This is a genomic window from Leminorella grimontii ATCC 33999 = DSM 5078 (assembly GCF_000439085.1).
GTDB classification, from domain to species: domain Bacteria; phylum Pseudomonadota; class Gammaproteobacteria; order Enterobacterales; family Enterobacteriaceae; genus Leminorella; species Leminorella grimontii.
The window spans coordinates 108,913-132,001 of sequence record NZ_AUUA01000011.1 but is presented as its reverse complement, the minus strand read 5'-3'; the positions used below and the strand labels follow the sequence as shown (position 1 = coordinate 132,001).

The following is a 23,089-nucleotide window of genomic DNA, read 5'->3' as shown; positions in this document are numbered from 1 at the left end:
CGCCGTTTAATTAATCCTATTATATCGAAGTAACCCGAAGAGCCCGATGACGCTGGTCCGAGGGCTCTTATCAACAACAATATTAATAATTGATATCCGTGAAATACGGCACGTTTCGTATTCACGATGATAGGGGACGACATGACAACTCAATCAACGCCTACTGGGCAGCCGACGGCCCAGGGAACGCCTGCATCCCAGAGTTCTACAAACGCAAGGCCCACGCGCGTGCGCTGGACCATATTCGGCATTATTTTTATCTTGGTGGTGATTAACCTTATTGACCGAATCTCGCTTTCTATCGGTATGCCGACCATCGCCAAGGAGTTCAACCTGTCGCCGACCATGCAGGGGCTGATTCTCAGCAGCTTCTTCTGGGCCTATGCGCTGCTGCAGATCCCCGGCGGTTGGCTTATTGATAAATTTGGGCCGCGCAGAATCATCACCGGCTCCACCGTTTTCTGGGGCGTATTCCAGACGCTGGCCGCGTTCTCTACCGGCGGCATTTCGCTGCTGTTCACCCGCATGGCTCTGGGCGCGGCGGAAGCTCCGCTGTTTCCTGCCGGCGGTAAAATGAACTCCCTGTGGCTTTCTTCCGAAGAGCGGGGCCGCGGCGCGGTGCTGATGGACTGCGGCGGGCCGCTGGGCGCGGCGCTGGGCGGGATTATCATCGCCTACATGATAGCTTCTCTGGGGTCGTGGCGTTTGGTGTTCGCCATTGCGGGCGTAGCGACCATCTTACTGGGCTGGCTCGCTTGGTATTACCTGCGCGATAACCCGGCGGAGCACCCGGCGGTGAATCAGGCGGAGCTAGGCCTGATTACGCAAAATCAGGTCGTGAAGAACAGCAGCGCCAAAGAGGACGAAGCGCCGGTTTCCGGGCTTGGCGTACCCTGGCGTTCTCTGATTGCCATTCTGGTTGGACGCGCAGCCTGGGCAATGACCTTCTTTGGCCTGCTGACCTGGGGGCCGAGCTACCTGGCGCAGGCAAGAGGATTTAATTTGCACAGCATCGGTAACGCGACGTTCATCATTTTCATGTGCGGCGTGGTTGGATCGCTGTGCGGCGGTTTCCTGTTTGACATGCTGGTTAAGCGCGGCATGAAGCACATGGCGGCGCTGAAGGGCCTGCTGGCGTTCTCCGGCGTTATCATGCTTATGGCGTTTGCGTCGCTGCCCTATCTGGGAAGCCCGACGGTGGCGGTGGTCATGCTCTCCGTTGCGGCGTTTTTCCTGATGTGGGGCAGCATTTACTGGAGCTTCCCGGCCTTGCTAGCGCCGAAAAGCCGCGTTGGCGTTCTGGGTGGAACGATGAACATGGCGGGCAGCGTTGGCGGCATCGCGGTGCCGATTTTAGTGGGCGTTATTGTCGAAGCGACCGGCGGGTTTAACGGCGTGCTGGTCTTCTTCGCCTGCTGTGCCGGCGTGTACGTCTTGGGCACCTGCCTGATTGGCGCGAAAACGATTAAAAGCGCGTAATCGTGAAGTGAAAGGAGAACGGTAATGAGCACAGAATATTACAACGGCCCGATAGTGGACGCTCACCATCACTTCTGGCAGCCGGCGATTAACCCTCATCCCTGGCTGGCGGACGACGTGATGATTCCCTTCCGCTACGGCGACTACGCGTCCATCAAGCGCGAGTATTTACCGCCGGACTACTTCAAGGATGCCGAAAAGCATAACGTAGTGGAGACGGTCTACATCGACGCAGAGTGGGACCCGAAAGACCCAATGGGCGAAACGGCCTATATTCATACGGTCGCGGAGCGCTTCGGCGTTCCCAACGCGGTGGTGGCGCAGGCCTGGCTGGACGCCGACGACGCGCCCGCCTTGCTGAAGGCGCAGGCAGGCTATCGGCTGGTGCGCAGCGTGCGCCACAAGCCCGGCGGCGCGGCGACCCCGGAGGAGGCGGCTGCCGGGCAGCGGACGCTGATGAGCGACGAGCGCTGGCGGAGAGGGTACGCGGAGCTTGAAAAAAACGGCCTGCACTTTGACCTGCAAACCCCGTGGTGGAACCTGCATGAAGCCAAGCGCCTGGCGCGTGATTTCCCCAATACGCTGATTATTCTCAATCACACCGGGCTGCCGTCAGATCGTTCGCCGGAAGGATTGGCCGGCTGGCATAAGGCGATGGCGGATTTTGCAGAAGTGCCGAATGCGGTGGTGAAGATTTCAGGCATTGGCCTTAAAGGTATACCTTGGAATATTGAGGACAACCGCTGGATTATTAACGAAGCGGTGGCTATTTTCGGCGCCGATCGGGCGATGTTTGCCAGCAACTTCCCGGTAGACAGCCTGTGCGGCAGCTTTGACACCATCTTCTCCGGCTTTAAAGAGGCGGTGGCGAAACGGCCCTACGACGAACAGCAAAAGCTGTTTTGCGACAACGCGCGCCGTTATTATCGTACGGGCAGTTGTTCGGGCAGCCGCACGAACGGTGAGACAAACAGTAAGGAATCTTTATGAGTAAGACGCTTACCCAACTGGCGGTGAACACCGCCATGTTTGACGGTCACGATCTGGCGCACGCTTTTGCGGTTATTGCACAGACCGGCTATCGCTATCTGGAGCTGGCCTATAACGAAGGTTACGTCGGCAACCTGAACCCTACGCTGTTTTCTACCGCCAGCGCGAACCGGGTTAAGGAGCTGATGCAGGAGAACGGGCTGTCGACGGTAGCGCTGGGCTGCACCATGAATCTGGCCGGCGCGGATACGGTGGAAAAGTTTCGCCTGCGCATCCGCTTCGCCCACATGCTGGGAGTTCGCTGTCTGAACGCCTGTACCACGCAGCTGCCTGAGCGCGAGCAGATGATTAAGAACCTGAGGCAGATTGCGCCGGAAGCGGCGGACAGCGGCTGCGTTATCTGTCTGGAAAACGGCGGAGACCCCAACTACGACGCGTTCACCAGCGCTGAGGACGGCATTCGCCTGCTGGAAGAGATTGGCCATCCGGCCGTTGCGCTGAACATCGACCCCGGCAACATGCTGTCGCTGGCGCCGGAGCTCGACCCGGTGGAACAGACGCTGGCGATGCTGCCCTATGCGGAGCACTTCCACATCAAAGACGTTGAGATGCGAAACGGCGAGTTCTGGTTCCCGGCGATCGGCGACGGTGTGATTGACTATGGCGCCATCCTCCCTGCGCTGGCCGATCGCGGCATTCCCTGTAGTTTGGAGATCCCGCTTCGCATGCACCGCCAGCCGGACAGCTGGCCGATCCGCAGCGAAGAGCTCGCGCCGCTGGAGGATAGCCGGGCAGTGTTGACGCGGTCGTTGGCGGGGATTCAGAGACTGTTAAGATAGGATGTCATTGGCGTGTAACCTCTCTGCGGTTAGGCTGATGAGCAACACTAACGGCTGATGTTTTACGACTTACAGAGTCAAACAGCGCTTGCGCTGGCCCTTTAGGGTGAAGCCCAAAGGGCTTCATAACGGCCCCTAGGAAGGCTATGCCCGCTGCACACTCAAAGCTAATACAGGCGACCTTCCGGCCGAGCACGATGGTGATATAAGCAAGTTGTATTTTCGGACGGAATATACACGGAAGCTGATTAAAGGTGTTTGTCTATAGTTTAAGCGCGCCGAACTTCCGGCGCGCTTCTCTCTTTTAGCCGCAGCCTCAAGCCGTCAAATACCCCTCCGCCAGGCGCAGAATGTTGCAGAAGCCTTCGGCCTGCCATGCGGAACGGCCGATAAACAGGCCGTCAATGTCCTGACAGGCCAGTAGGGGGACGGCATTTTCCGGATTGACGCTGCCGCCGTACAGCAGAGGAATGCGCTCGGCGGTTTCCGCGCCGTAGATTTCAACCAGCGCAACCCTCAGGCGACGGTGCACCGCCTGAGCCTGCTCGGGCGTCGCCGGCGTGCCGCCTTCGCCGATGGCCCAAATGGGCTCATAGGCAATAATAACCTGCTCCGCCTGCATCGGCGTGACGCCAAACAGCGCGGCCTTCATCTGCTTGACGACCGTCTCCGCCGACGCGCCCCAGGCGACGTCCTGTGCGCTGTCGCCGATGCAGATAAGCGGGCGAAGCCCGTGTCGGAGCGCTGCGCTCGCCTTCTTTTGCACCGTCAGATCGGTTTCGCCGAAGAACTCCCTGCGCTCCGAGTGGCCCATTTCGACCAGCAGCGCGCCGGTATCCTTGACCATCAGCGGAGATATCTCTCCGGTAAACGCGCCGCGGTCTTCGTAGTGCATGTTCTGTACGCCGGTCAGGCAGCGGACGCTGTTGGTCGCCATATAGGTCGACACGTCGCGTACGCAGGTGAACGGAGGAATAATAAAGGGCTGAATACGCTCTGACAGCGTGGGGATAAAGGTCTCCAGCGTTTGGCAGAATGCCATCGCCTCAGCCAGCGTTTTGTTCATTTTCCAACTGGTGCCGATAAGCGTCTTTTTCATTACTTTCCTCTGGAAGTGAGTATAGGCCGGTCTGCGCCCGCGTGAGTAATATTGTTCATATGATATAATATTGAACAATTGTCAGTTAAGGAAAACTTTTGATGTAACTCACGAAAATGGCAGAAAGGCATCGGCGCTATCGTCACGGACGTTAAGCGTTATTACCGGGGCAACCCCTTGCTTTATCGCCCAGATGGCTTAAGCTTTCTGGCTTCAAGCCTATCTTCTATGACCGTGGCCTTATATGGAGGGCGCGATGTTTTCCGAACAAGAGAAGTCTCTCATGCTGGCGGTAAAGGGCGTTGGCCCTACGGTGATTTCGCGCCTGGAACAAATCGGTTTTTCTTCTCTGCCGCAGTTGGCCGCGGCCGAAACGGAGCAGGTGACTAAACAGATTGCCCAAATGATGGGCTCAACCTGCTGGCACAACAGCCCGCAGGCGCGGGCCGCCGTTGAGGGCGTTATAGAGCTGGCCAGGCGCGAGGGAGAAGCTTCGCGCTAGTTCGTCTTCCTTTTTAAATGGATGTCTTCCCTTGAAGCTTAACTTTCCCGCGCTTATCGCTCTGGTCTGCCTGACCTGTATTTGGAGCTACGGATGGATAGTCATGAAGTCCGTGCTGCCGTACGCCGGCGCGTTTGACTTCGCGGCCATGCGCTGCACGCTCGGCGCCGCCTTGCTTTTGCTGGTGCTTAAGGTTCGTAACCGCGGCATGAAGCCGCCGCCGCTGCTGCCGACGTTTATCCTCGGCCTGCTGCAAACGGCCGGTATGGTGGGCTTTTCGCAGTGGGCGCTGGTGAGCGGCGGCGCGGGGAAGGTGGCCATTTTGACCTATACCATGCCCTTTTGGGTGATCCTGCTGGCGGCGCTGTTCTTAAAAGAGCGATTGAGAAAGCTGCAGTATCTGGCGACCGGCATTGCGGTTTGCGGCATGGTGCTGATACTCCAGCCCTGGAGGATGAACAGCGGCATCGTCGGCTCTTTATTAGCCTTGTGCTCCGGCCTGCTGTGGGGCGCGAGCGTTATCTACGCCAAGCGCCTGTACCTGCGCTATCAGACCGACCTGCTGTCGCTGACGACCTGGCAGATGGTGTGGGGCTCCTTGGTGCTTACCGCCATCGCCCTGGCGACGCACAGCAGGCCGATCGAGTGGCACCCCTACCTGTGGGGCGGCCTGCTGTATAACGCCGTGCTGGGAACGGCCGTTGCCTGGGCGCTGTGGATGTTTATTTTAAAAAACCTCCCCGCGTCGGTTGCGGGTATGGGATCGCTGGCGGTGCCAATTTGTGGCGCGCTGCTGTCCTGGGGGCTTTTGGGCGAGCGCCCAAACCAGTTTGAAGCGGCGGGCATCCTCTGCGTTATTTTGGCGCTGGTTATCGTCAGCCTGCCGGTAGGAAAAGGGACAAAAACCGCTTCTTAGCAACGGTGCTCGGCTGCGCTGTGCGGCCTTTTCCATTTTCTCGTTTGCAAATGATAATGATTATTAATTATCATGGCGTTTCGCTGACGATTTATGAACAGAGAGACGCCACGCCATGTCATCCCGCCCAATCAACTCATGCCCGCCCAAGCGCGCGGAAGGCCAGCGCGAGCTGTGCGTTATTGACGCCTATGCGCTTAACGACGGTTTCCGTCGGGTTATTCTCGGCGGCGCTGAGCTAGAGACGCTGACCGTAGACCGTTCGATTATCGGCCCCCACCTCAAGCTGATTATTCCACCCAAAGACGCTGCCTGTCTGCTTTGGCCTGAGTTTGACCCCAAGCTCGGGCGGCTCATTTGGCCAGAAGGAGAGCGCCCTACGGTTCGTACCTATAGCCTGCGTCATTACGATAAAGAAAATCAGCGGCTGACTATCGATTTGGTCAGCCACGAAGGCGGCGTCGCCTCAGACTGGGCAAGGTGCGCCAAAGCCGGAGATAAAATCGGCATTTGGGGGCCGGGCGGCCGTATAGCCTATCGTGGCCAGTGGACGCTCTTCGTTGCGGACCGCTCTGCGCTGCCCGCGGTAGCCTATTCGCTGGAAGAGGTGCTGCCGAGAGATGCCAAGGGCAAGGCGGTGATTGAGGTGGCGGATGAAAGCGAAATTATGGCGCTGAATTCTCCCAAGGGCATAGAGGTGGTTTGGCTTATTCGACGCGACGGGGATGAAAGCGCGCTCATTGACGCCGCCGCGTCGACGGCGTTTCCTGCGGGCGCTGAGCCCTTGGTTTGGGGCGGTATGGAGTGCTCTTTGGCAAAGGCGCTTCGCCGTAGCCTGATTGATAAAGGCGAGCTGGCCCGCGACCAAATTTATCTGGTGAACTACTGGCGGGAAGGCGTACCCGAGGGTGGATTTAGCCATACGGGCGAAGATTAGGCCGCTTTACGTTAACTGTGCCATTTTATAAATACTTACAATTCTAGAGGTGGGCGCATAAGCAAATATGCTCAAACGCCGGTAGACGCGATGGGGGTTTCCTGTAACACTGAATTTCTCTTAGATTCAGGATAACGCCCTATGGATGGATTAGTTCTTCTTGGTTTACTCATCGTATTGGCGATTCTAGGCGCGCCAATCATGGCGCTTATTGCCTTAAGTCGGGGCCGTCAAGCGCTGGATGAGGTTAGCCGACTGAAGAAACAGGTAGACGCGCTAAATAAAACGCTGGCGTCGCTTACGGCAGGCGATGCCGCTACGCCTAAAGCCGCACCGCGGGCGGTTGAGCAGGCGAGTGAAAGCACCGCTTCTCCATCTCCAGCGCCGGTTATTGAAACAGTTGAAACCGAAGCGCCGCCTGTACTCGTTTCCGTCTTGGAGCCCATTGCCGCCCGCGTCGCAAAGCAGGACGTCGTTGAGAGCGTACCGACCAAGGCTTCGACATCGACGGAAACCTTGGCAAAGCCGATGGCGAAGGCTGAGCCGGTCGTTAAACCTGTACCAAAAGTTGATGTTCATTCAGAATCTGGCTCGCTAAAGCCCGCGTCAGCACGCGCATCTGGCGACGTTAAGCCTCAGGCTCCCGATCCCTTTAGCTCCGCTATTCACTGGCTGTTTAAAGAGAACCCGGTAGCGAAGCTGGGCATTTTGCTGCTGTTTTTCGGCATCGCCTATTTGCTGAAATATACCATCGAGCGGGACATGTTCCCCATTGAGCTTCGCTTAGCCAGCGCGGCGCTGGTGAGCGTAGTGCTGCTTGGGCTAGGCTGGCGCCTGCGCCACAAGCAGGCGCTTTATGCGCTGATTTTGCAGGGGGGCGCCATCGGGGCGCTTTATATCACCACCTTTGCCGCCTTCCGGCTATACGCTCTCGTCCCTCACACCTTCGCCTTTGGGCTGATGCTGGTCATCTGCGCCGCCAGCGTAGCGTTGGCCGTGCTGCAGCGGGCGCTAAGTTTGGCGATGCTTGCCAGCATCGGCGGCTATCTGGCGCCGGTGCTGCTGTCTACCGGCGGCGGCAGCCACGTGGCGCTGTTCTCTTACTATCTGCTGATTTCCTGCGGCATTCTGGCTATCAGCCTCTGGCAGTCGTGGCGAGCGCTCAACCTGGTCGGATTCGCCTTTACCTTCGGCGTCGCGGGCCTGTGGGGCGCAGAATACTATCGTCCCGAGTACTACGTCTCCTGTCAGCTATTTCTGATAGCGAACCTTGTCCTGTTCAGCCTGCTGGCCGAACTGTTTGCGATGAAGCATCGCCTCAAGCAGCATATGGCCGTCGATGCGCCGCTGGTCTTCGGCCCGCCGCTGGTAGGGTTCGCGATGCAGTATGCGATGACCGAACACTGGGCGTTTGGCGCGGCGTTTTCAGCGCTTGGCTTCGGGCTGCTTTATCTCGTCGTCGCGTGGTGGACGCTCAAGCGCTTCCCCGAAGAGGGAAAGCGCATTGCTATCGGCTATCTGGCGCTGGGCGGCGGCTTCGTCACGCTGGCTATCCCCTTGGCGCTGTCAGCGCAGTGGACGGCGCTGGCCTGGTCGTTGGAAGGGGTTGCCATCCTATGGTGCGGCCTGCTGCAAAGGCAGAGAGGGCTGACGTTCAGCGGCACCGGGCTTGTGGCGTTGGGTTTGATATCCCAGTGTACCGCCTATATGGACGCTCCTTTTGGCGGCATTTCTCTGCTGCTGGGGCTGGCTATTGTGTCCTTAAGCCTGCTGGTATCCGCGGGGCTTTGGCGACGCTACCGGCCTGAGACGATGCCGTGGAAACCGATTAGCCTTTCTATGCTGGCCGTCGGCATTCTTGTTTGGTGCTGGTGGCTCTTCGAGCTGTCGATTTATGTTTATGGCTACGATTACGCCTACGACTACCTGTTTATCTCCATGCGCCCACTGGCTTATCTGCTGGGCTTTAGCCTGTCGGTACTGGTCTGGCGCTGGGCCGGGCGCAGGTTTGACTGGCCGGAGCTGCGTCAGGCCGCCTGGCTGCTGTGGCCGATAGCCGGGATTGCGTTGGCATTGCAGCTGTCCTATGACCCCCACCCGCTAGCCGCGGGATTCTGGAACCTGTGCTGGGCGGCGGCGATTGCCGTCATGGGCTGGCTGCTCAAGCGCGACGCTCCGACTTTACTCCCTTCCATGCTGGAAAAGGGGGGGCATTTGACGCTGTTCTGGCTGGTGCTGGCGCTCGTCGGCTGTGAAGCGTTCTGGCAAATTGACGGGCTTGCCTGGGGGATGGACGAATGGCGCTTTGGCCTGCGGGTTATCGCGCTTTCTCTGCCGACTCTGGCGCTGTGGTGGCTTTCTCGCCGCGGGCTGTGGCCGATAAAAGCCTTCGGCGAAGTTTATTGGCTCGGCGTTTCTCCTCTGGCGCTGGGAACGCTGGTGCTGTTGGCGTGCGGTAACTTTATGGACGGCCAACTGCCGTTCTGGCGCTATCTGCCGCTGTTTAACCCGCTGGAAGAGGCCGCGTGGCTTGGGATCGTTGCGGCCTATATCTGGATGAAGGCTTTGACGTCCCGTATGAGTGAGATTGCGCCTCTGGCCGGCTGGAGCGGGAAAAGGGAGCAAATAAGCCAAACGGCATCGTGGATCGCAGGAGGCTTAGCCGTCTGGTGGATTAACGGCATGCTCCTGCGGGCGCTGTCTTACTATGCGCAGGTTGCTTGGTGGCCTGATACGCTGTGGGGTTCCCGCCTGATTCAGGCGACGTTCGCCATCATCTGGACGCTGGTGGCGTTGGTAGGGATGGTTTACGCCGCACGCAGCGCCAGTCGCCCGCTGTGGTTCTCCGGCGCGGGCGTGCTGGGCGTTGTTATTGTTAAACTCTTCCTGGTGGACAGCGCGCAGGGCGGCGGACTGGCTCGGGCGATCGCCTTCCTGGGTGTCGCCGGGCTGCTGCTGGTCGTCGGTTATTTTTCACCGTTGCCGCCTCGCCAAACGGCGAAGCGGGAGCAGACTCAGACATCATGAAAGCGTGGCTAAAAATGAAAGCAGTTAAATATGGATTATGGGCCGCAGCCGTCGGGCTGCTGGCGACGCTGCCGGCAAGCGCCGAAGAGCCAGCGCTGACGCCACAGGATTTTTATCAGGGCGCACAGCTTTCCACCCCGGCGTCGGCGCCGTTTTATCGCCTGTCGCTGCCGGACAGGGTTTATTCCGAAACGGCCTGGAGCGATCTTCGCGACGTTCGGGTGTTTAACCATACCGGGCAGGCGGTAACGTTTACGCTGGAGCCGCTGTCCTTGGAGAAGACGGAACGCTATGAGCTGTCGCTGAAGGTATTCCCTCTACAGGCGACAGCGAATAAGGCCAATGAAAACGGCAGCGAGGGTAAAGTGGTCCTGAAGTCTGCCGACGGTATTGAAGTTACTCTCCGCCCCGGCGCAGAACAGCGGGCAATGGGCGTAACCTATCTGCTGAAAGCCGACGGCGCGCAGCCGCCGAGAGAGGGGGATGGCTTTGAGCAGATTACGCTCGACTGGAATAAGTCTGCCGCTAACTGGCAGGCCAAGGTTTCCGTTTATGGCAGTCGGGATCTGAAAAACTGGAGGCCTAGGGCGACCGATGCGCCGCTGATGGACTTGCTGTCCGGCGACGATCGCCTGCTCCTCAACCATATCGATATTGATAACAACTACAGCAGCCGAGACGATCGCTACTGGCTGGTGGTGGTGAACGCAGAAGGTCAAAACGCGCTGCCGACCCTTAATAAAGCGCAGGCCGTTTCGGTCATTAAGCACTCGGACGCTCAGACGTTAGACGTGCCGTTTGGCGTTGAGAAGGCGTCAAAAAACGAAGTGGTGTATCAGCTCAAGCACCCGCAGCCGCTGTCGACACTGTCCGTGGTCCCCGCGCAAAACAATACCGTTTTGCCGGTCAGCATTGAGTATCGTTCTACCGCAGAAGGGGAATGGCGTCCTTTGGCGCATGCGGCGATTTATCGCCTTGAAAGTGCTGACGGCTATCGGATTTCCGATTCGCTGCCGCTCAATAAAATGATGGTGCAGAGCGTTCGCATTAAGGCCGTCAGCGGAAGCTGGGGCGAAGCGCCTCCGGAAGTGAAGGGCGAACGCGAGCGCGTTGAGGTTATTTTTAACGCCCAGGGCAATCCTCCCTATCTCTTGACCTGGGGCGCTAAAATTGCGCCGTCCGCATCAGTGGAGATAGGAACCCTGATCCCCTATACGGTCATGCCGAAAAGCGGAATCGAGAGTCTGTACACGGCCGAAGTCGGACCAACCGTGACGCTGGGCGGCGAATCGCGACTGACGGCGGAGTCTGCCGCCGAGGCGTCTGCTCGCTGGCAAACCTGGCTGCTGTGGGGACTGCTGATTGCCGGCGTCGCCGGTCTGGGAGTGATTACGCTGAAGCTTGTTCGCGAGGCCACGGGAAAGCGGCGAGATTAGCACGGCTGGGACGAAAAAAGGGCGGTGTTACCGCCCTTTGCTATTTATAAGATAAAGCATCAGTGTGCGTGTTTGGTTTCTTCGCGCCCGATTTCGACGTTCAGCTTTTCCTGAACGGCCTCTTTTTCAACTACGGGGGCTGGCTGAGCCTGTGCGACTAAGTCGGCAATTTCCCGATTGAGGAAAAACGAGAGCAGCAGGCGAATGGCGACGATAGAGCCCAAAACGATAAGTGCGCTGTAGGAAGGTTCAAGGATAGCCTTCAAAATCAGCGCGGCAATGAGTATTTCCAACCCGAGCAGCAGATAAGAACCCAACGTTGCGCGAATCGGTCTGAGATCGTTAATCGCGCCGCTGTGGGACTTAAGTTCATTGCGAATGAAAGCGACGATGGAGACAATTGCGCCATAGGCGATGATGAAAATGCTGACAATACTAATAATATCAGCAAGAAGCTGTAGAATATTTCCCATTGTGGTTCCCTTTCTCTGATGAAAAATCAAGTTTCAACACGCTCTCCTTGAGCATAGACTAGCATCGCACGAATGCACGTCGGCGTATACCTGTTATTGTTTACGGGTATGTATGGAAAGCCTTAGCGCATTGCTAATGTTTCTTTTGGGATTCTCTTTTCTTTAAATAACAATGGTTAACATAAACAGCCTGTCTTTCATGACCTCTTCCGGCGCCGTGATGACCTTGATATCCATAATCTTGAGCATATAGCCGGGCGACAGAGTCAGGTGGGGAGAATGGCGGTTCTGATAATGAAGCTTAAACAGCTCGTGCATATCGTCCTTTCTCATTACGATAAGCATCCTGTCGTTGGGAAGGCGGCCATACTGTAGAAAGAGGGTCTCTTTTTTACGCTTTATTCCGTCTATGAGCTGTTCAAACTGAAACATGGCGCCCTCCGGCAAAGGCTTGGGGATATCTTTATTTTTAGGTTATTTGGCGCTTACTGGCAACCGACGAGTTGAACGACAGGCATAATTTATTGCTTTACGGACTAGCCTTTTATTTATGCTCTTCTGATTAAATACATTATTGTTATTTATAACAACCGTTATTATTCTTTATATATTTTTATTTAACATATTTATGTTGTTTGTTTTATATATTTTATTTCATTGAATTTAATTTATATTTCTAATTGTTATAACGCTTTTGTTCTATTTTTAATCACCAGGGTGTTTGAGTATTTGTTTTATTTTAATGAGTTGTTTAATATCTTAGTGTTGATTATATTTTTATTGAATTATGGATGATTCATATACTCCTACGGAAAGGGGGATTTTGTCATTCCATAATTCAAAGTGTTGTTGAACCGTATGGAATGCCGCTTTGAATCGTATCTATAATATTGTTTGGAATCATGCCGTTGGCTGGACTGTCACCTCCGAGTTCGGCCGTGGTAGAAAGAAATCCTCATCCCCTCGTCGTCGACTGGCGCTTGCCGGTTTGGCCATCGTTTCTAGCTTCGCCGCGCCAGGCGTTTACGCGGTGGACTACACTTCCCCGTTCTTAGCCTCCGCGGGCGAGCATAAAATTCTACAGCCTGACGATACGGTTACCGTAAGCGGACTTTCTAATAGCGGCGCCGTCGTCGCATCAGGAAGTCATGCGCAGGTCAGCGCCAACGGCGCCACGATTACGGTTACCGGTGACTCTACCTACGGTGGATTCGTTGAGAACGGCGGCGCGCTGGACTTCGTCGATACCGACATTACCGCGCAGGGTTACGGTATTTTCGGTGACGGCGGCAGCGTGACGTTAACCGACGGCGTTATCGTATCTACGGGAGGCGCGGCTTCCGGCAGCGGCGGCGTCGCTATAAAAAACGGCGACATGACGCTCAGCGGCACGAAAATAGTGACCGAAGGCGCGTGGAGCGAAGGCGTGTTTGGCGCAGCGTCCAGCCTGGATATCAGCAACGCCGACGTACAGACGTTGGGCGACTACTCCGTGGCGATTAGCGTTGCCGCCGGCAGCTCTGCAAGCGTGAAAAACTCCACGATAAAAACGCAGGGGCTCGCCGCTTTTGGTTTGGCGATGTTCGGCAATAGCCTGACGGTAACTGACACGGAAATCTCGACGCAAGGCGACGCCGCCGCAGGCCTGTATGCTTATTTAGGGCATATGGATATGAACGGCGGAAAAATCACGACCACCGGCAAAGGTGCGCACGGGGCGTTGATAGAACAAGGCGCGTCGGTCACGCTAACCAACGTGAACATCGGCGTCTCGGGAGAGGATGCACAGGGCGTGCTGGTTAACGGCAGTACTGACGTTGAGCTTAATAACGTTACTATCACCAGCGGCGCATCGGCGTCTTCCGTTAACGATCGCACCAGCGGCGTCTTGGTTAAAGGGAACGGTGCGTCGGTAAAAGTGACCGATAGCCATATCATCATGGATGCCTTGCTCGCCGACGGCGTGCGGGCAGAAGAGAACGCAACCGCAACGATAGCCGGTGGCTCGATAACGTCTCAGTCAGGAAACCTGGTTGCACTGCATGCAAAAGGGGATGGCGCGCAGATTGACGCCTCCGGGCTGATGATAAAGCTGGACGGCGATTCCGCTAACGGCGTGGTGACGTCTGGGGCAAGCAAAGTGACGCTTGATGGAGTAACCATAAGCGCTACGGGCAAGACGGCTTATGGTATTCACGTCGGTACTTCGATATCAAGCGCCGTCTTTTCTCCCAATGGCGTCGTTGAGGCGAACGATACCACTATCCATATGACCGGCCAGGGGAGCTACGGAGCGCTGGTAAGAGATGGCTCCTCAGCTCTGTTGACCGGCAGTCGTATTACCATGGAGGGAGATTCAGCCACTGGCGTGATGCTTCAGTCCTATGGAACCTCAGGGGCAGAAAACTATGACGGCCCTCGAATCAGCATTAAGCAAAGTTCGATCGTAACGAAAGGCAACGACAGCTACGGTACGTTTTCGTCAACGCTCGGCGGCTTGAATGAAACCGTGCTGAATTTGGAGACCGTATCCATTGATACCGAAGGGAGCGGCTCCCATGGATTAACCACCATCGGTGATAATAATCGGGTCGAGGGCGACGGCGTGTTTATCCACGCGAAGGGAGAGTATGCGTCGGGCGTAGTCCAAATGATGGAGAACGGCGACAGCGGCGGTATTAGCCTGAAAAACAGCCGCATCATGAGCGACAAGTTTGATGCAATAACGATTTATGCCTCCCAAAACGGCGAAATTGCGCTTATCGGCAGCGAAGTCAGCGTCGGTACGGGCTCTGTTCTCAACGTTGACGGTGCGTCCAACGCTCGCCTGCTGGCCGATTCTTCCGTTTTGAACGGCAATATCTCCGTGACGGACGGCAGCCAGCTTGACGCCACCCTGAGTAACGGCACGCGTTGGAACGGCGCGACGCAGAGCGACTTTGCGCTGACGATGAACGACAGCCGCTGGGTGATGCAAGAAGATTCTCTCATCGGCAGCCTGACGGCAAACGCGTCTACGATTGCGTTCGATGCGCCCGCTGCCGGCGCGTTTAAAACGTTGACTATGGGGGCGCTTGCGGGCAGCGGCGCTACCTTTGTGCTGAATGCCGTACTGAATGACGGCGATGCAAATAGCCAAAGCGACAGGGTGCATATTACCGGCGACGCCAGCGGGAACCACACGCTGGTTATCAACAACGCCGGCGGGCTGGGCGCATTGACGACCGGTGACGGCATTCAGGTGGTGCAAATTGACGGCGGTTCGACCGGCGGCTTCACGCTCGGCAACACGGTAAGCGCAGGCGCCTATCAGTACCTTTTGTATCAGGGCGGCTCAGTCGATGATAACGACTGGTATCTGCGCTCTTACCTCGACGTAACGCCGCCGACGCCGGATCCCGATCCGAACGTAACGGAGCCTAAGCCAAAGCCGCAAATTTTGTATCGTCCGGAAGTCGCAGGCTACGCGGTCGCGCCGTATCTGAACCAACAGTATGGGTTTGATACGGTAGGCACGTTCCACGAGCGTCGCGGCGACAGCGTCGTACGGCGAAAAGACGGCGCCTGGGGGCGCATCAGCGGCCAGCACGTTGAGAATGAGTCAGGCCGCTTTGGCTACAAAACCGATACCTGGTTTGCTCAACTTGGCGCCGACGTCTATGAGAGCGTCAGCGCTTCTGGAGTACGAACCGTCGGCGGCGTGATGATGACGCTGGGCCACCAGCGCACCGACGCGCGCGACAGCGTGCGCCGACTCTCTTCAGAGCTGTCGGCCCATACCGGGAAGGTAGACAGCAACGGATACGGGCTTGGCGCTTACTACTCGATGTCGATGGAAAACGGGGCATACCTCGACCTGACGGGGCAGGGCACCTATTATCGTAACGACTACAGCAGCGATCGTAATGCGAAACAAAACGGCTACGGCGCGGTGGCTTCTATTGAAGCAGGCCATGCGTTTGCGCTCGGCAACGGCTGGAGCGTGGAGCCACAGGCGCAGTTGATGTATCAGTATTTAAATCTGGACGGGTTTAGCGATGACGTAAGCAGCGTTAGCGGCGTAGCCGAAAACAGCGCGCGAGCGCGCGGCGGGCTTCGTATCGTTAAGGAAATGCAGGGCGTTAAGCCCTACGTCACGATGGACGTGGTGCATAACCTGACCGATTCGCCAGACGTTCGCGTCGCCGACGTCAAAATGAAAACCGACTTTACCGAAACCTGGTGGCGCATCGGTACCGGCGTCAGCGCAGATTTATCGGACCGGGTTTCCGTATACGGCGACGTGAAGTATCAAAAAGATGCCTCTTCCGACGTTGACGGCTATGGCGGCTCTCTGGGGATAAAAATTCAGTTCTAGTCGCTTTTTTATTCAGTAGCTAAAAAGGCCTCGGCCCCTGTATCACAGCGGTCGGGGCCTTTTTCTCTCTTAGTGAATAAATATGATGATTGGCGATTATGCCGCCGTGATAAGAAAAAACGACAATTAGACGCAAAAGAGCAACTTATTGCGCCTATTTTCCGCTTGAAAAAGTGCTTTCTGGAAAGAGTGGTTTTTTGTAACTTCATATAATTAATGGGAATTGATGGAAATTATGCGGCACAGCGGTTCAGATTAAGAAACTACAAGCGATATACCCCTTTTGGTTGATGTAGATCAGTATGGTAGTTCAAACTACAAAGGTATTATTAAGGTTAATATAAAAAATAAAAGTCTTTATATTTCTTAATGTTATTACCATGAGGGTAATGTCGATGAGCAAAAACAAGTATGTTCACCCCGGTGAGGTGACGCGGCGCGGCTTTCTCAAAGCCTCTGCGGCAGCAAGCGGTGCGGCGGCGGTTGCAGGATCGATAACGCTGCCGTTTGCAGTAAATGCACAGCCTGCGCCGGACGCTGCCGGGGCGCAGTCCGACGAAAAGATCAAATACAGCGCCTGTCTGGTGAACTGCGGCAGCCGCTGTCCGCTGAAGGTTCACGTTAAAGACGGTGTGATTGTCAAAGTCGCCTCTGAAACTACGTTCGACGACGCCAAGTTCGGCGAACACCACATTCGCCCCTGCCTGCGCGGGCGCTCCATCCGCTGGAAAACCTACAATCCCGACCGCGTCAAATATCCGATGCTGCGTACCGGCAAGCGCGGAGAAGGCAAGTTCAAGCGCATCAGCTGGGACGAAGCCACCACGCTTTTGGCCGAGAAATTAAAGTACACCGTTGAGAAATACGGCAACGAAGCTATCTACTATCAATATGGCTCCGGCTCTACCGGCGCCAACCTGCAGGGACGTAACGCCTGTAAGCGCCTGCTGAACCTGTACGGCGGCTTCCTGGAGCAGCACGGCACCTACTCTACGGCGCAGATTAACCACATCTTTCCCTACGTCTACGGCGGCGCGCCCGAAAGCCTGCTGTCGGAAATCAAAAACTCCGATCTGGTAGTGATGTTCGGCCACAACCTGGGGGAAACCCGCATGTCGGGCGGCGGCCAGTTTTATGAAACGCTGAACGCCTTAAAGCAGAGCAACGCCCGCGTGATTATTATCGATCCGCGCAGAACCGACAGCGTTACCACCCTTGACGCCGAGTGGATACCCATCCGCCCCGGTACCGACGGCGCGCTGGTGGCTGGCATCGGCTATACCCTGATTCAGGAAGGGCTGGCCGACGAAGCATTTTTGAAGGAATACTGCATCGGCTGGGACGAAACGACGCTGCCGGCGTCTGCGCCGAAGAACGCCTCCTATAAAGACTACCTGCTGGGCAACGGGCCGGACGGCGTAGCCAAGACGCCCGAGTGGGCAAGCGGCATCACTGGCATTTCAGCGGTTCGCATCAAGCAGCTGGCGCGGGAAATCGCCACCGCCAAGGCGGCCTGGATTTCTCAGGGCTGGGGCTTACAGCGTACGGCAAACGGCGAACAGGCTTCCCGCGCCGTCATGATGGTGCCGATTATGACCGGTCAGATCGGTCGTCCGGGAACTAACACCGGCGGCTGGGGCGGCAACGTGAAGTACAGCGTGCCGGGCTTTAGCATCCCCAACCCGGTGAAAACCGTGATCCCCTGCTTTATGTGGACCGATGCGATCGCTCGCCCAACGGAGATGACGGCCAAGAATGCCCACGTTAAGGGCAAAGATCGGCTCGAGGTCGGCATCAAATTCCTGTGGAACTATGCGGGCAACGTGCCGATGAACCAGCACTCTGACCTGAATAAGACCCACAAAATCCTGCAGGATGAATCCCTGTGTGAATTTATTCTGGTGTGGGAAAACCACATGACGGCGACCGCCAAGTACGCCGATCTGCTGCTGCCGGACGTCACCTACGTCGAGTCCAACGATTTGATCGACAACTCCTATGCCAGCGGCGCATACCACTACTTCACCCGCATGCAAAACACCATCGAACCGCTGTGGGAGTGCCGTCAGTCCTATGACGTGTTGGCCGAAGTGGCGGAGAAGCTGGGCATCCGCGACAAGTTTACCGAAGGGCGCACTCACGAGCAGTGGATTGAGTACTGCTACAACAAAATGCGCGAGAAGAACCCGTCGCTGCCGACCTTTGCCGAAACCAACGACAGGGGCGTTATCGACAGAGCGCTGGCGGACAGCAGCAAGTTCATCGCGCTGAAGGATTTCCGCGACGATCCTCAGGCCAATCCGTTGAAAACGCCGTCGGGCAAGATCGAAATCTACTCCGAGCGCTTGGCTGAAATCGCTGCGACCTGGGAGCTGCCGGAAGGCGACCGCATCCCGGCGGTGCCTGAGTATTGTGAAACCTATGAGGGCGTTAGCGATAAAGAGAAGCAGAAGACCTATCCGCTGCAGATGACCGGCTTCCATGACAAGGGCCACGCGCACTCGACCTACTACTCGGTGGCGATGCTGCGCGAGGCGGTGCCGCACATGGCATGGATCAACCCAATCGACGCTGAAGCGCGCGGGCTGAAGCACGGCGACATGGTGGAAATTTTCAACGATCGCGGCCGCATCCGCATTGCGGCTAAAGTCACGCAGCGCGTTTTACCGGGCGTCGTCGCCGTTCCTCAGGGAGCGTGGCGCGACGTGAATGAGCAGGGGCTGGACGTCGGGGGCTGTATTAACACCCTGACTACGCAGCGGCCGTCGCCTTTGGCGAAGGGCAACCCGCAGCACACCAACCTGGTTGAAGTAAAGCTGGCGTAAGGAGATCGTGATGAAACAATATGGTTTTTTTGTAGACAGCTCCAAGTGTACCGGCTGCAAAACCTGTCAGGTGAGCTGTAAAGATGAGAAGGACTTGCCTCTGGGGCCAAAATTCCGCCGCGTGTACGAATACGGCGGCGGCAGCTGGGCAAAGGAGGGCAACCTGTGGACGCAAAACGTGTTCAGCTACTACCTTTCCATCGCCTGCAACCACTGCGCGGCGCCCACCTGTGTGGAAGGCTGCCCGACTGGCGCGATGCACAAGCGGGAAGAGGACGGGCTGGTGGTGGTCAATCAGGAGATCTGCGTAGGCTGCCGCTACTGCGAGATGCGCTGCCCCTACGGCGCACCGCAGTTTGACGCCGAGAAGAAGGTGATGTCCAAGTGCGACGGCTGCTATCAGCGCGTCGCAGAGGGCAAAAAGCCGGTTTGCGTCGAGTCCTGCCCGCAGCGGGCGCTGGACTTCGATGAAATCGGCGTGCTGCGTGAGAAATACGGCGATGAAAACGCAGTGGCTCCGCTGCCGGATCCGGGATTGACCGGGCCAAATCTGGTTATCAAAGCGCATCGCGATGCAAAACCGTGCGGCGATAAGTCTGGCCGCATCCAGAACCCGGCGGAGGTGTAACATGCATGAACTCCCGTTAGTCTTTTTCACCGTGCTGGGGCAAAGCGCGGTGGGCCTTTTCCTGCTGGCCTTCATTAGCTACCGTTTAAAACTGTCTGACTGGGAAGGGCTCAAGCGCGCCAACCTGCTGGCGTTTATCCTGATGGCCGTTGGGCTTGCGTGCAGTACGTTTCACCTCGGGCAGCTGTTTCGCATGTTCAACATGCTGGCGGGCGTCGGCCGCTCGCCGATGAGCAACGAGATCGTGCTCGGCGGTGCCTTTATCGGCCTGGCTTTCTGCACGCTGTTCTTCTTCTACGTGAAAAAAAGCGCAGCGCTTGCGACGCTGTTCAACGTGCTGACCATCGTCGTCGGGCTGGCGTTTGTCTGGTCGATGACGCAGGTGTATCAGCTGGCGACGGTCGGCAGTTGGAATACGCCGCACACGGCGTGGCAGATGTGGATGACCGTGCTGGTCGGCGGCGGCGCCTGTGCGCTGCTGGCGGGCGTGCGTAAAGTCGGCGGCTTCGCGCTGTTGGTGGGGGCTGTCTTAAGCCTGCTGGCCAAGCCCGGCTATCTGAGCTTCGTTACCGACGCCGACCCTGCGCTTTCCGGCGCGCAAACGACGCTGTGGGCCGTTCAGGCGTTCTTCCTGGCGTTAGGCATTGCTGCCGCAGCCGTCGCGCTGGTGAAAAGCGAGAGCGCCAAAGCGGCTCTGGCGCTGTGCGCCTGCGGCGTAGTGGTTGGCGAACTGCTTTCCCGCATCGCGTTCTATAACCTTTGGGCGGTCGCCCTTTAAGGCTCGACGGCCGGGAAACCCCCGGCCGTTAATCCACCCCACGATATGCCCTTTTAGCCAGACTGAAAGGTGGCGTATAATCGAGACCGTAGCCCTATTCTCTGGAGTTTCCCCTTTGTCTAAAGACGAACGCTTTTATCGTGCCTATATGGAACACCGCGAGGTGAGCCGACGCGGCCTGCTGCGCGGGCTGTTTAAGGGCGCGCAGGATGCGGTCGAACAAGAGGCGCGGAAGCTCGAGATAAAGGCCGACGTGATTCGCCCGCCGGGCGCAGTGGGCGAAGCGCTGTTTCGCCAGCAGTGCAACGGCTGCGGCGACTGCGTAACCGCCTGCCCTGAATCCCTTATCGTCATGAACGGCGGCTACCCGGCGCTCGATTTTATCGCCAACTACTGCTCGCGCTGCGGCGAGTGCGTGAAGGCCTGTGGGCAGGGCGCGCTTTTGGAAGGGACGTTTCGCCTCAACGGGCGGCCCTTGGTGCAGCACACCTGCCAGAACCGCTATATGTACTGCGACACCTGCCGTCGGCGCTGCCAAAAATCCGCTATCGTCTGGCAAAGTTCACTGGCGCCGACCATCGATGCCGAGAAGTGCGACGGCTGCGGCGAATGTGCGTTTGCCTGCCCGGTGAATGCGCTCGAAATGACGGTTATCTGATCCCTCGTATTTCCCCCTCCGATATTGTCTCAGATACAACACATTTAAAACGCATTGGTAACACTTTATAAACATAAATGAGAATTGATATCATTTGTATTTATGCCTAAAATCACGGGATAACAAAAAGCAGAACCCAAGGAGTTCCCGTGATTGCCAATCCTCGCCTTATCCCCCATTCTGACTGGGTTTCGCCGACGTTAATCGTCGCGGACAGTGGTCAACCGATTGCCTTTACTCTTCAAGACGCCTTCAACTACCACGGCTATGACGCGGTGGGCGGCGTAGTGCTTGGCTTTCGCTTATTGCAACGCGCCATTGCGTTGCTAACCGAGGACGGCGAACTGCTTGAACGGCGCGAACTGTCACTGTTTACCGCCTTTCCCGGCTTGGGCGCGAGGGACGGATTTGAGCTGGTGAGCCGCATGGTGAGCGAAGGGCGCTTCACGCTGGACGTTGACTACGTTCACCCCGCTGCGCAGAAGGGCATTGCTGGCAGCTTTTATTTTAAATTCAGCTATCGTGGGAAAAGCGTTGAGCTGGCGCCGGCCGTCGGCCAGCCGCCGGAATCGTTTTTAGCCATGGGGCGCGCCAGCAAGCGGGCGGATGCCACCGAAGAAGCTCTGTGCGGATGGACGGACGCCAAGTATCAGCTAGCCAACGTGTTGCTCACCGTAAGCGCTCAGGACGCCGTTCGGCTGCTGTGATGCGCTATTTTAGACCGCTTCTGACGCCGCTGCTGGTGGTAGTGTACTGGCAGCTTTTGGCGAGTTCGGGCGTGATTTCAGCCTACCTGCTGCCGCCGCCTCTGACGGTGCTCCATTCTGCCGCCGACATGTGGCGTTCGGGAGCGCTGCCTTTGCACATTGCGACCTCCCTTAAGCGCGTGTTTGAAGGGTTTCTCATCAGCTGTACGTTGGGCATGCTGCTGGCGGGGCTGGTGGCGCGCTTTTCCTGGCTTGAACAGCTGCTGTCTGCGCCGCTGGCGCTGTTTCGCATGATCCCGCCTTTGGCGATGACGCCGCTGCTGATCCTGTGGTTGGGAATTGGCGAAGCCACCCAGCTGTCGATTATCGTGCTGGCGTCTATCTTTCCCATTTTTCTCAATACTCGGGACGGCCTGCGCCGCGTGTCGCCGGAGCACCGCGAGCTGGCGGTGGCGCTGAACCTGTCGTCCGTTCGCTACCTGTTTTTCATCGTTATCCCTAGCGCCGTGCCGTCCGCTGTGACGGGCGTTCGTCTGGCCTTCGGCTACAGCTGGCGGGCGCTTATTGGCGCGGAACTCATTGCCGCCGCCAGCGGGCTCGGCTATCTAATCGTCGACTCTCAGGAAATGATGCGTACCGACGCGGTGATGGTGGGGATTTTGACCATCGGGCTCATTGGCTGGTTGCTGGATACGCTGTTTTATCAGGCGATGGCCAGAGGGTTAGCGCGGCGCTTCCCGGAGGTGGTCCGATGATGCAGGGGCTCACGGCGATTAGTAAACGCTACGGCGCGCGAGCGGTGCTGGAAAACGTCTCCCTTTCTCTGCCCGAAGGCGAGATAACCTGCCTGCTGGGGCCTTCCGGCTGCGGTAAGTCGACGCTGCTGCGCATTCTGGGCGGGCTTATTTCCCCTGACGGCGGCTCGGTTAACGTATCGCCCGCCGACTGCGCCATGGTGTTTCAGGAGCCTAGGCTGCTGCCGTGGCTAACGGTAGCGGAAAACTTGGCGCTGGCGCAGCCCTTTTGGCGTTCGAATAAGTGCGCGGCTATTGACGACGCGCTGGCGAAGGTTCAGCTAAGCGGCGTACGGGATATGATGCCCGCGTCGCTGTCCGGCGGAATGGCCCAGCGGGTAGGGATCGCCCGGGCGCTGCTGCAACGCCCCAGAGTGCTGCTGATGGATGAGCCTTTCGCCGCGCTGGACGCCATTACCCGCGCCGAACAGCAGCACATGCTGAGCGGCTTGATTAATGGGCAGAGGACGAGCTGCCTGTTCGTCACTCACGACATTCACGAGGCGATAACCATCGGCGACCGCATTCTGGTAATGAATCAGGGGCGGATCTCTGCGGAGTTTATTCGCGCAGAGAGCGGATATCCGACTGAATTAAAAAGACAGATCCTTAACTACCTACAACCGATTGAAACCAAGGAATGA

19 protein-coding genes are annotated in these 23,089 nt (G+C 57.2%); 16 read left to right on the top strand and 3 right to left on the bottom strand.

Features of this window, described 5'->3' with window-relative positions:
- Positions 1 to 141: 141 nt before the first annotated feature.
- The 3 genes from G544_RS0113205 to G544_RS0113195 are packed head-to-tail and all read left to right on the top strand — an operon-like array spanning position 142 to position 3,308.
- Entirely contained in the window at positions 142 to 1,479 is a 1,338-nt protein-coding gene (locus G544_RS0113205) for an MFS transporter (protein ID WP_051155747.1), read from the top strand.
- 24 nt (positions 1,480 to 1,503) lie between these two features.
- Positions 1,504 to 2,469, top strand: a complete 966-nt coding sequence (locus G544_RS0113200; protein ID WP_027275049.1) for an amidohydrolase family protein — start codon at positions 1,504 to 1,506, stop codon at positions 2,467 to 2,469.
- Positions 2,466 to 3,308, top strand: a complete 843-nt coding sequence (locus G544_RS0113195; protein WP_027275048.1) for a sugar phosphate isomerase/epimerase family protein — start codon at positions 2,466 to 2,468, stop codon at positions 3,306 to 3,308. Before G544_RS0113200 ends, G544_RS0113195 begins: the two co-directional genes overlap by 4 nt.
- Before the next feature lie 316 nt (positions 3,309 to 3,624).
- Here the strand turns inward: G544_RS0113195 and G544_RS0113190 are convergent, their stop codons facing one another.
- Positions 3,625 to 4,407 (bottom strand): triose-phosphate isomerase, encoded by a 783-nt coding sequence (locus G544_RS0113190; RefSeq protein WP_027275047.1) that lies wholly within the window; start codon positions 4,405 to 4,407, stop codon positions 3,625 to 3,627.
- A gap of 256 nt (positions 4,408 to 4,663) precedes the next feature.
- Here G544_RS0113190 and G544_RS0113185 point away from each other — a divergent pair, with 256 nt between their 5' ends.
- The 5 genes from G544_RS0113185 (at position 4,664) to G544_RS0113165 (ending at position 11,225) form a co-directional block, all read left to right on the top strand.
- Positions 4,664 to 4,909 (top strand): helix-hairpin-helix domain-containing protein, encoded by a 246-nt coding sequence (locus tag G544_RS0113185; RefSeq protein ID WP_211218909.1) that lies wholly within the window; start codon positions 4,664 to 4,666, stop codon positions 4,907 to 4,909.
- Between the two features lie 31 nt (positions 4,910 to 4,940).
- Positions 4,941 to 5,825: a DMT family transporter gene (locus G544_RS0113180; RefSeq protein ID WP_027275045.1), complete on the top strand. Its 885-nt coding sequence runs from the start codon at positions 4,941 to 4,943 to the stop codon at positions 5,823 to 5,825.
- 115 nt (positions 5,826 to 5,940) lie between these two features.
- Positions 5,941 to 6,762: a siderophore-interacting protein gene (locus G544_RS21375; RefSeq protein WP_051155746.1), complete on the top strand. Its 822-nt coding sequence runs from the start codon at positions 5,941 to 5,943 to the stop codon at positions 6,760 to 6,762.
- Positions 6,763 to 6,903: 141 nt separating this feature from the next.
- On the top strand, positions 6,904 to 9,789 hold the full coding sequence (locus G544_RS0113170) for a DUF2339 domain-containing protein (RefSeq protein ID WP_027275044.1): 2,886 nt from the start codon (positions 6,904 to 6,906) through the stop codon (positions 9,787 to 9,789).
- A gap of 14 nt (positions 9,790 to 9,803) precedes the next feature.
- A complete protein-coding gene (locus G544_RS0113165; protein ID WP_161624120.1) occupies positions 9,804 to 11,225 on the top strand; it encodes a DUF3999 domain-containing protein in 1,422 nt (473 codons plus the stop codon).
- A 59-nt stretch (positions 11,226 to 11,284) separates the two neighbouring features.
- On the opposite strand, the gene G544_RS20550 is transcribed toward G544_RS0113165, so the two are convergent.
- Together G544_RS20550 and G544_RS0113155 are read right to left on the bottom strand one after the other, a co-directional pair.
- Positions 11,285 to 11,698 (bottom strand): DUF1622 domain-containing protein, encoded by a 414-nt coding sequence (locus G544_RS20550; RefSeq protein WP_071783390.1) that lies wholly within the window; start codon positions 11,696 to 11,698, stop codon positions 11,285 to 11,287.
- A 162-nt stretch (positions 11,699 to 11,860) separates the two neighbouring features.
- On the bottom strand, positions 11,861 to 12,130 hold the full coding sequence (locus G544_RS0113155; RefSeq protein ID WP_027275042.1) for a hypothetical protein: 270 nt from the start codon (positions 12,128 to 12,130) through the stop codon (positions 11,861 to 11,863).
- Between the two features lie 439 nt (positions 12,131 to 12,569).
- Between G544_RS0113155 and G544_RS0113150 the strand changes: the two genes are divergently transcribed.
- The 8 genes from G544_RS0113150 (at position 12,570) to G544_RS0113115 (ending at position 23,089) form a co-directional block, all read left to right on the top strand.
- Positions 12,570 to 16,055 (top strand): autotransporter outer membrane beta-barrel domain-containing protein, encoded by a 3,486-nt coding sequence (locus tag G544_RS0113150; RefSeq protein ID WP_134389176.1) that lies wholly within the window; start codon positions 12,570 to 12,572, stop codon positions 16,053 to 16,055.
- Positions 16,056 to 16,450: 395 nt separating this feature from the next.
- On the top strand, positions 16,451 to 18,880 hold the full coding sequence (locus tag G544_RS0113145; protein WP_027275040.1) for a DMSO/selenate family reductase complex A subunit: 2,430 nt from the start codon (positions 16,451 to 16,453) through the stop codon (positions 18,878 to 18,880).
- Between the two features lie 10 nt (positions 18,881 to 18,890).
- Positions 18,891 to 19,508 carry a DMSO/selenate family reductase complex B subunit gene (locus tag G544_RS0113140; RefSeq protein ID WP_027275039.1) on the top strand — a complete coding sequence of 206 codons (618 nt, stop codon included), beginning with the start codon at positions 18,891 to 18,893 and terminating at the stop codon, positions 19,506 to 19,508.
- Between the two features lies 1 nt (position 19,509).
- Positions 19,510 to 20,286, top strand: a complete 777-nt coding sequence (locus G544_RS0113135) for a dimethyl sulfoxide reductase anchor subunit family protein (RefSeq protein ID WP_027275038.1) — start codon at positions 19,510 to 19,512, stop codon at positions 20,284 to 20,286.
- A 115-nt stretch (positions 20,287 to 20,401) separates the two neighbouring features.
- On the top strand, positions 20,402 to 20,944 hold the full coding sequence (locus G544_RS0113130; protein ID WP_027275037.1) for a 4Fe-4S binding protein: 543 nt from the start codon (positions 20,402 to 20,404) through the stop codon (positions 20,942 to 20,944).
- A 149-nt stretch (positions 20,945 to 21,093) separates the two neighbouring features.
- Entirely contained in the window at positions 21,094 to 21,651 is a 558-nt protein-coding gene (locus G544_RS0113125) for a hypothetical protein (protein ID WP_051155745.1), read from the top strand.
- On the top strand, positions 21,651 to 22,406 hold the full coding sequence (locus tag G544_RS0113120) for an ABC transporter permease (protein WP_027275035.1): 756 nt from the start codon (positions 21,651 to 21,653) through the stop codon (positions 22,404 to 22,406). Before G544_RS0113125 ends, G544_RS0113120 begins: the two co-directional genes overlap by 1 nt.
- Entirely contained in the window at positions 22,403 to 23,089 is a 687-nt protein-coding gene (locus G544_RS0113115; RefSeq protein ID WP_245614595.1) for an ABC transporter ATP-binding protein, read from the top strand. The genes G544_RS0113120 and G544_RS0113115 overlap by 4 nt, the downstream gene beginning before the upstream one ends.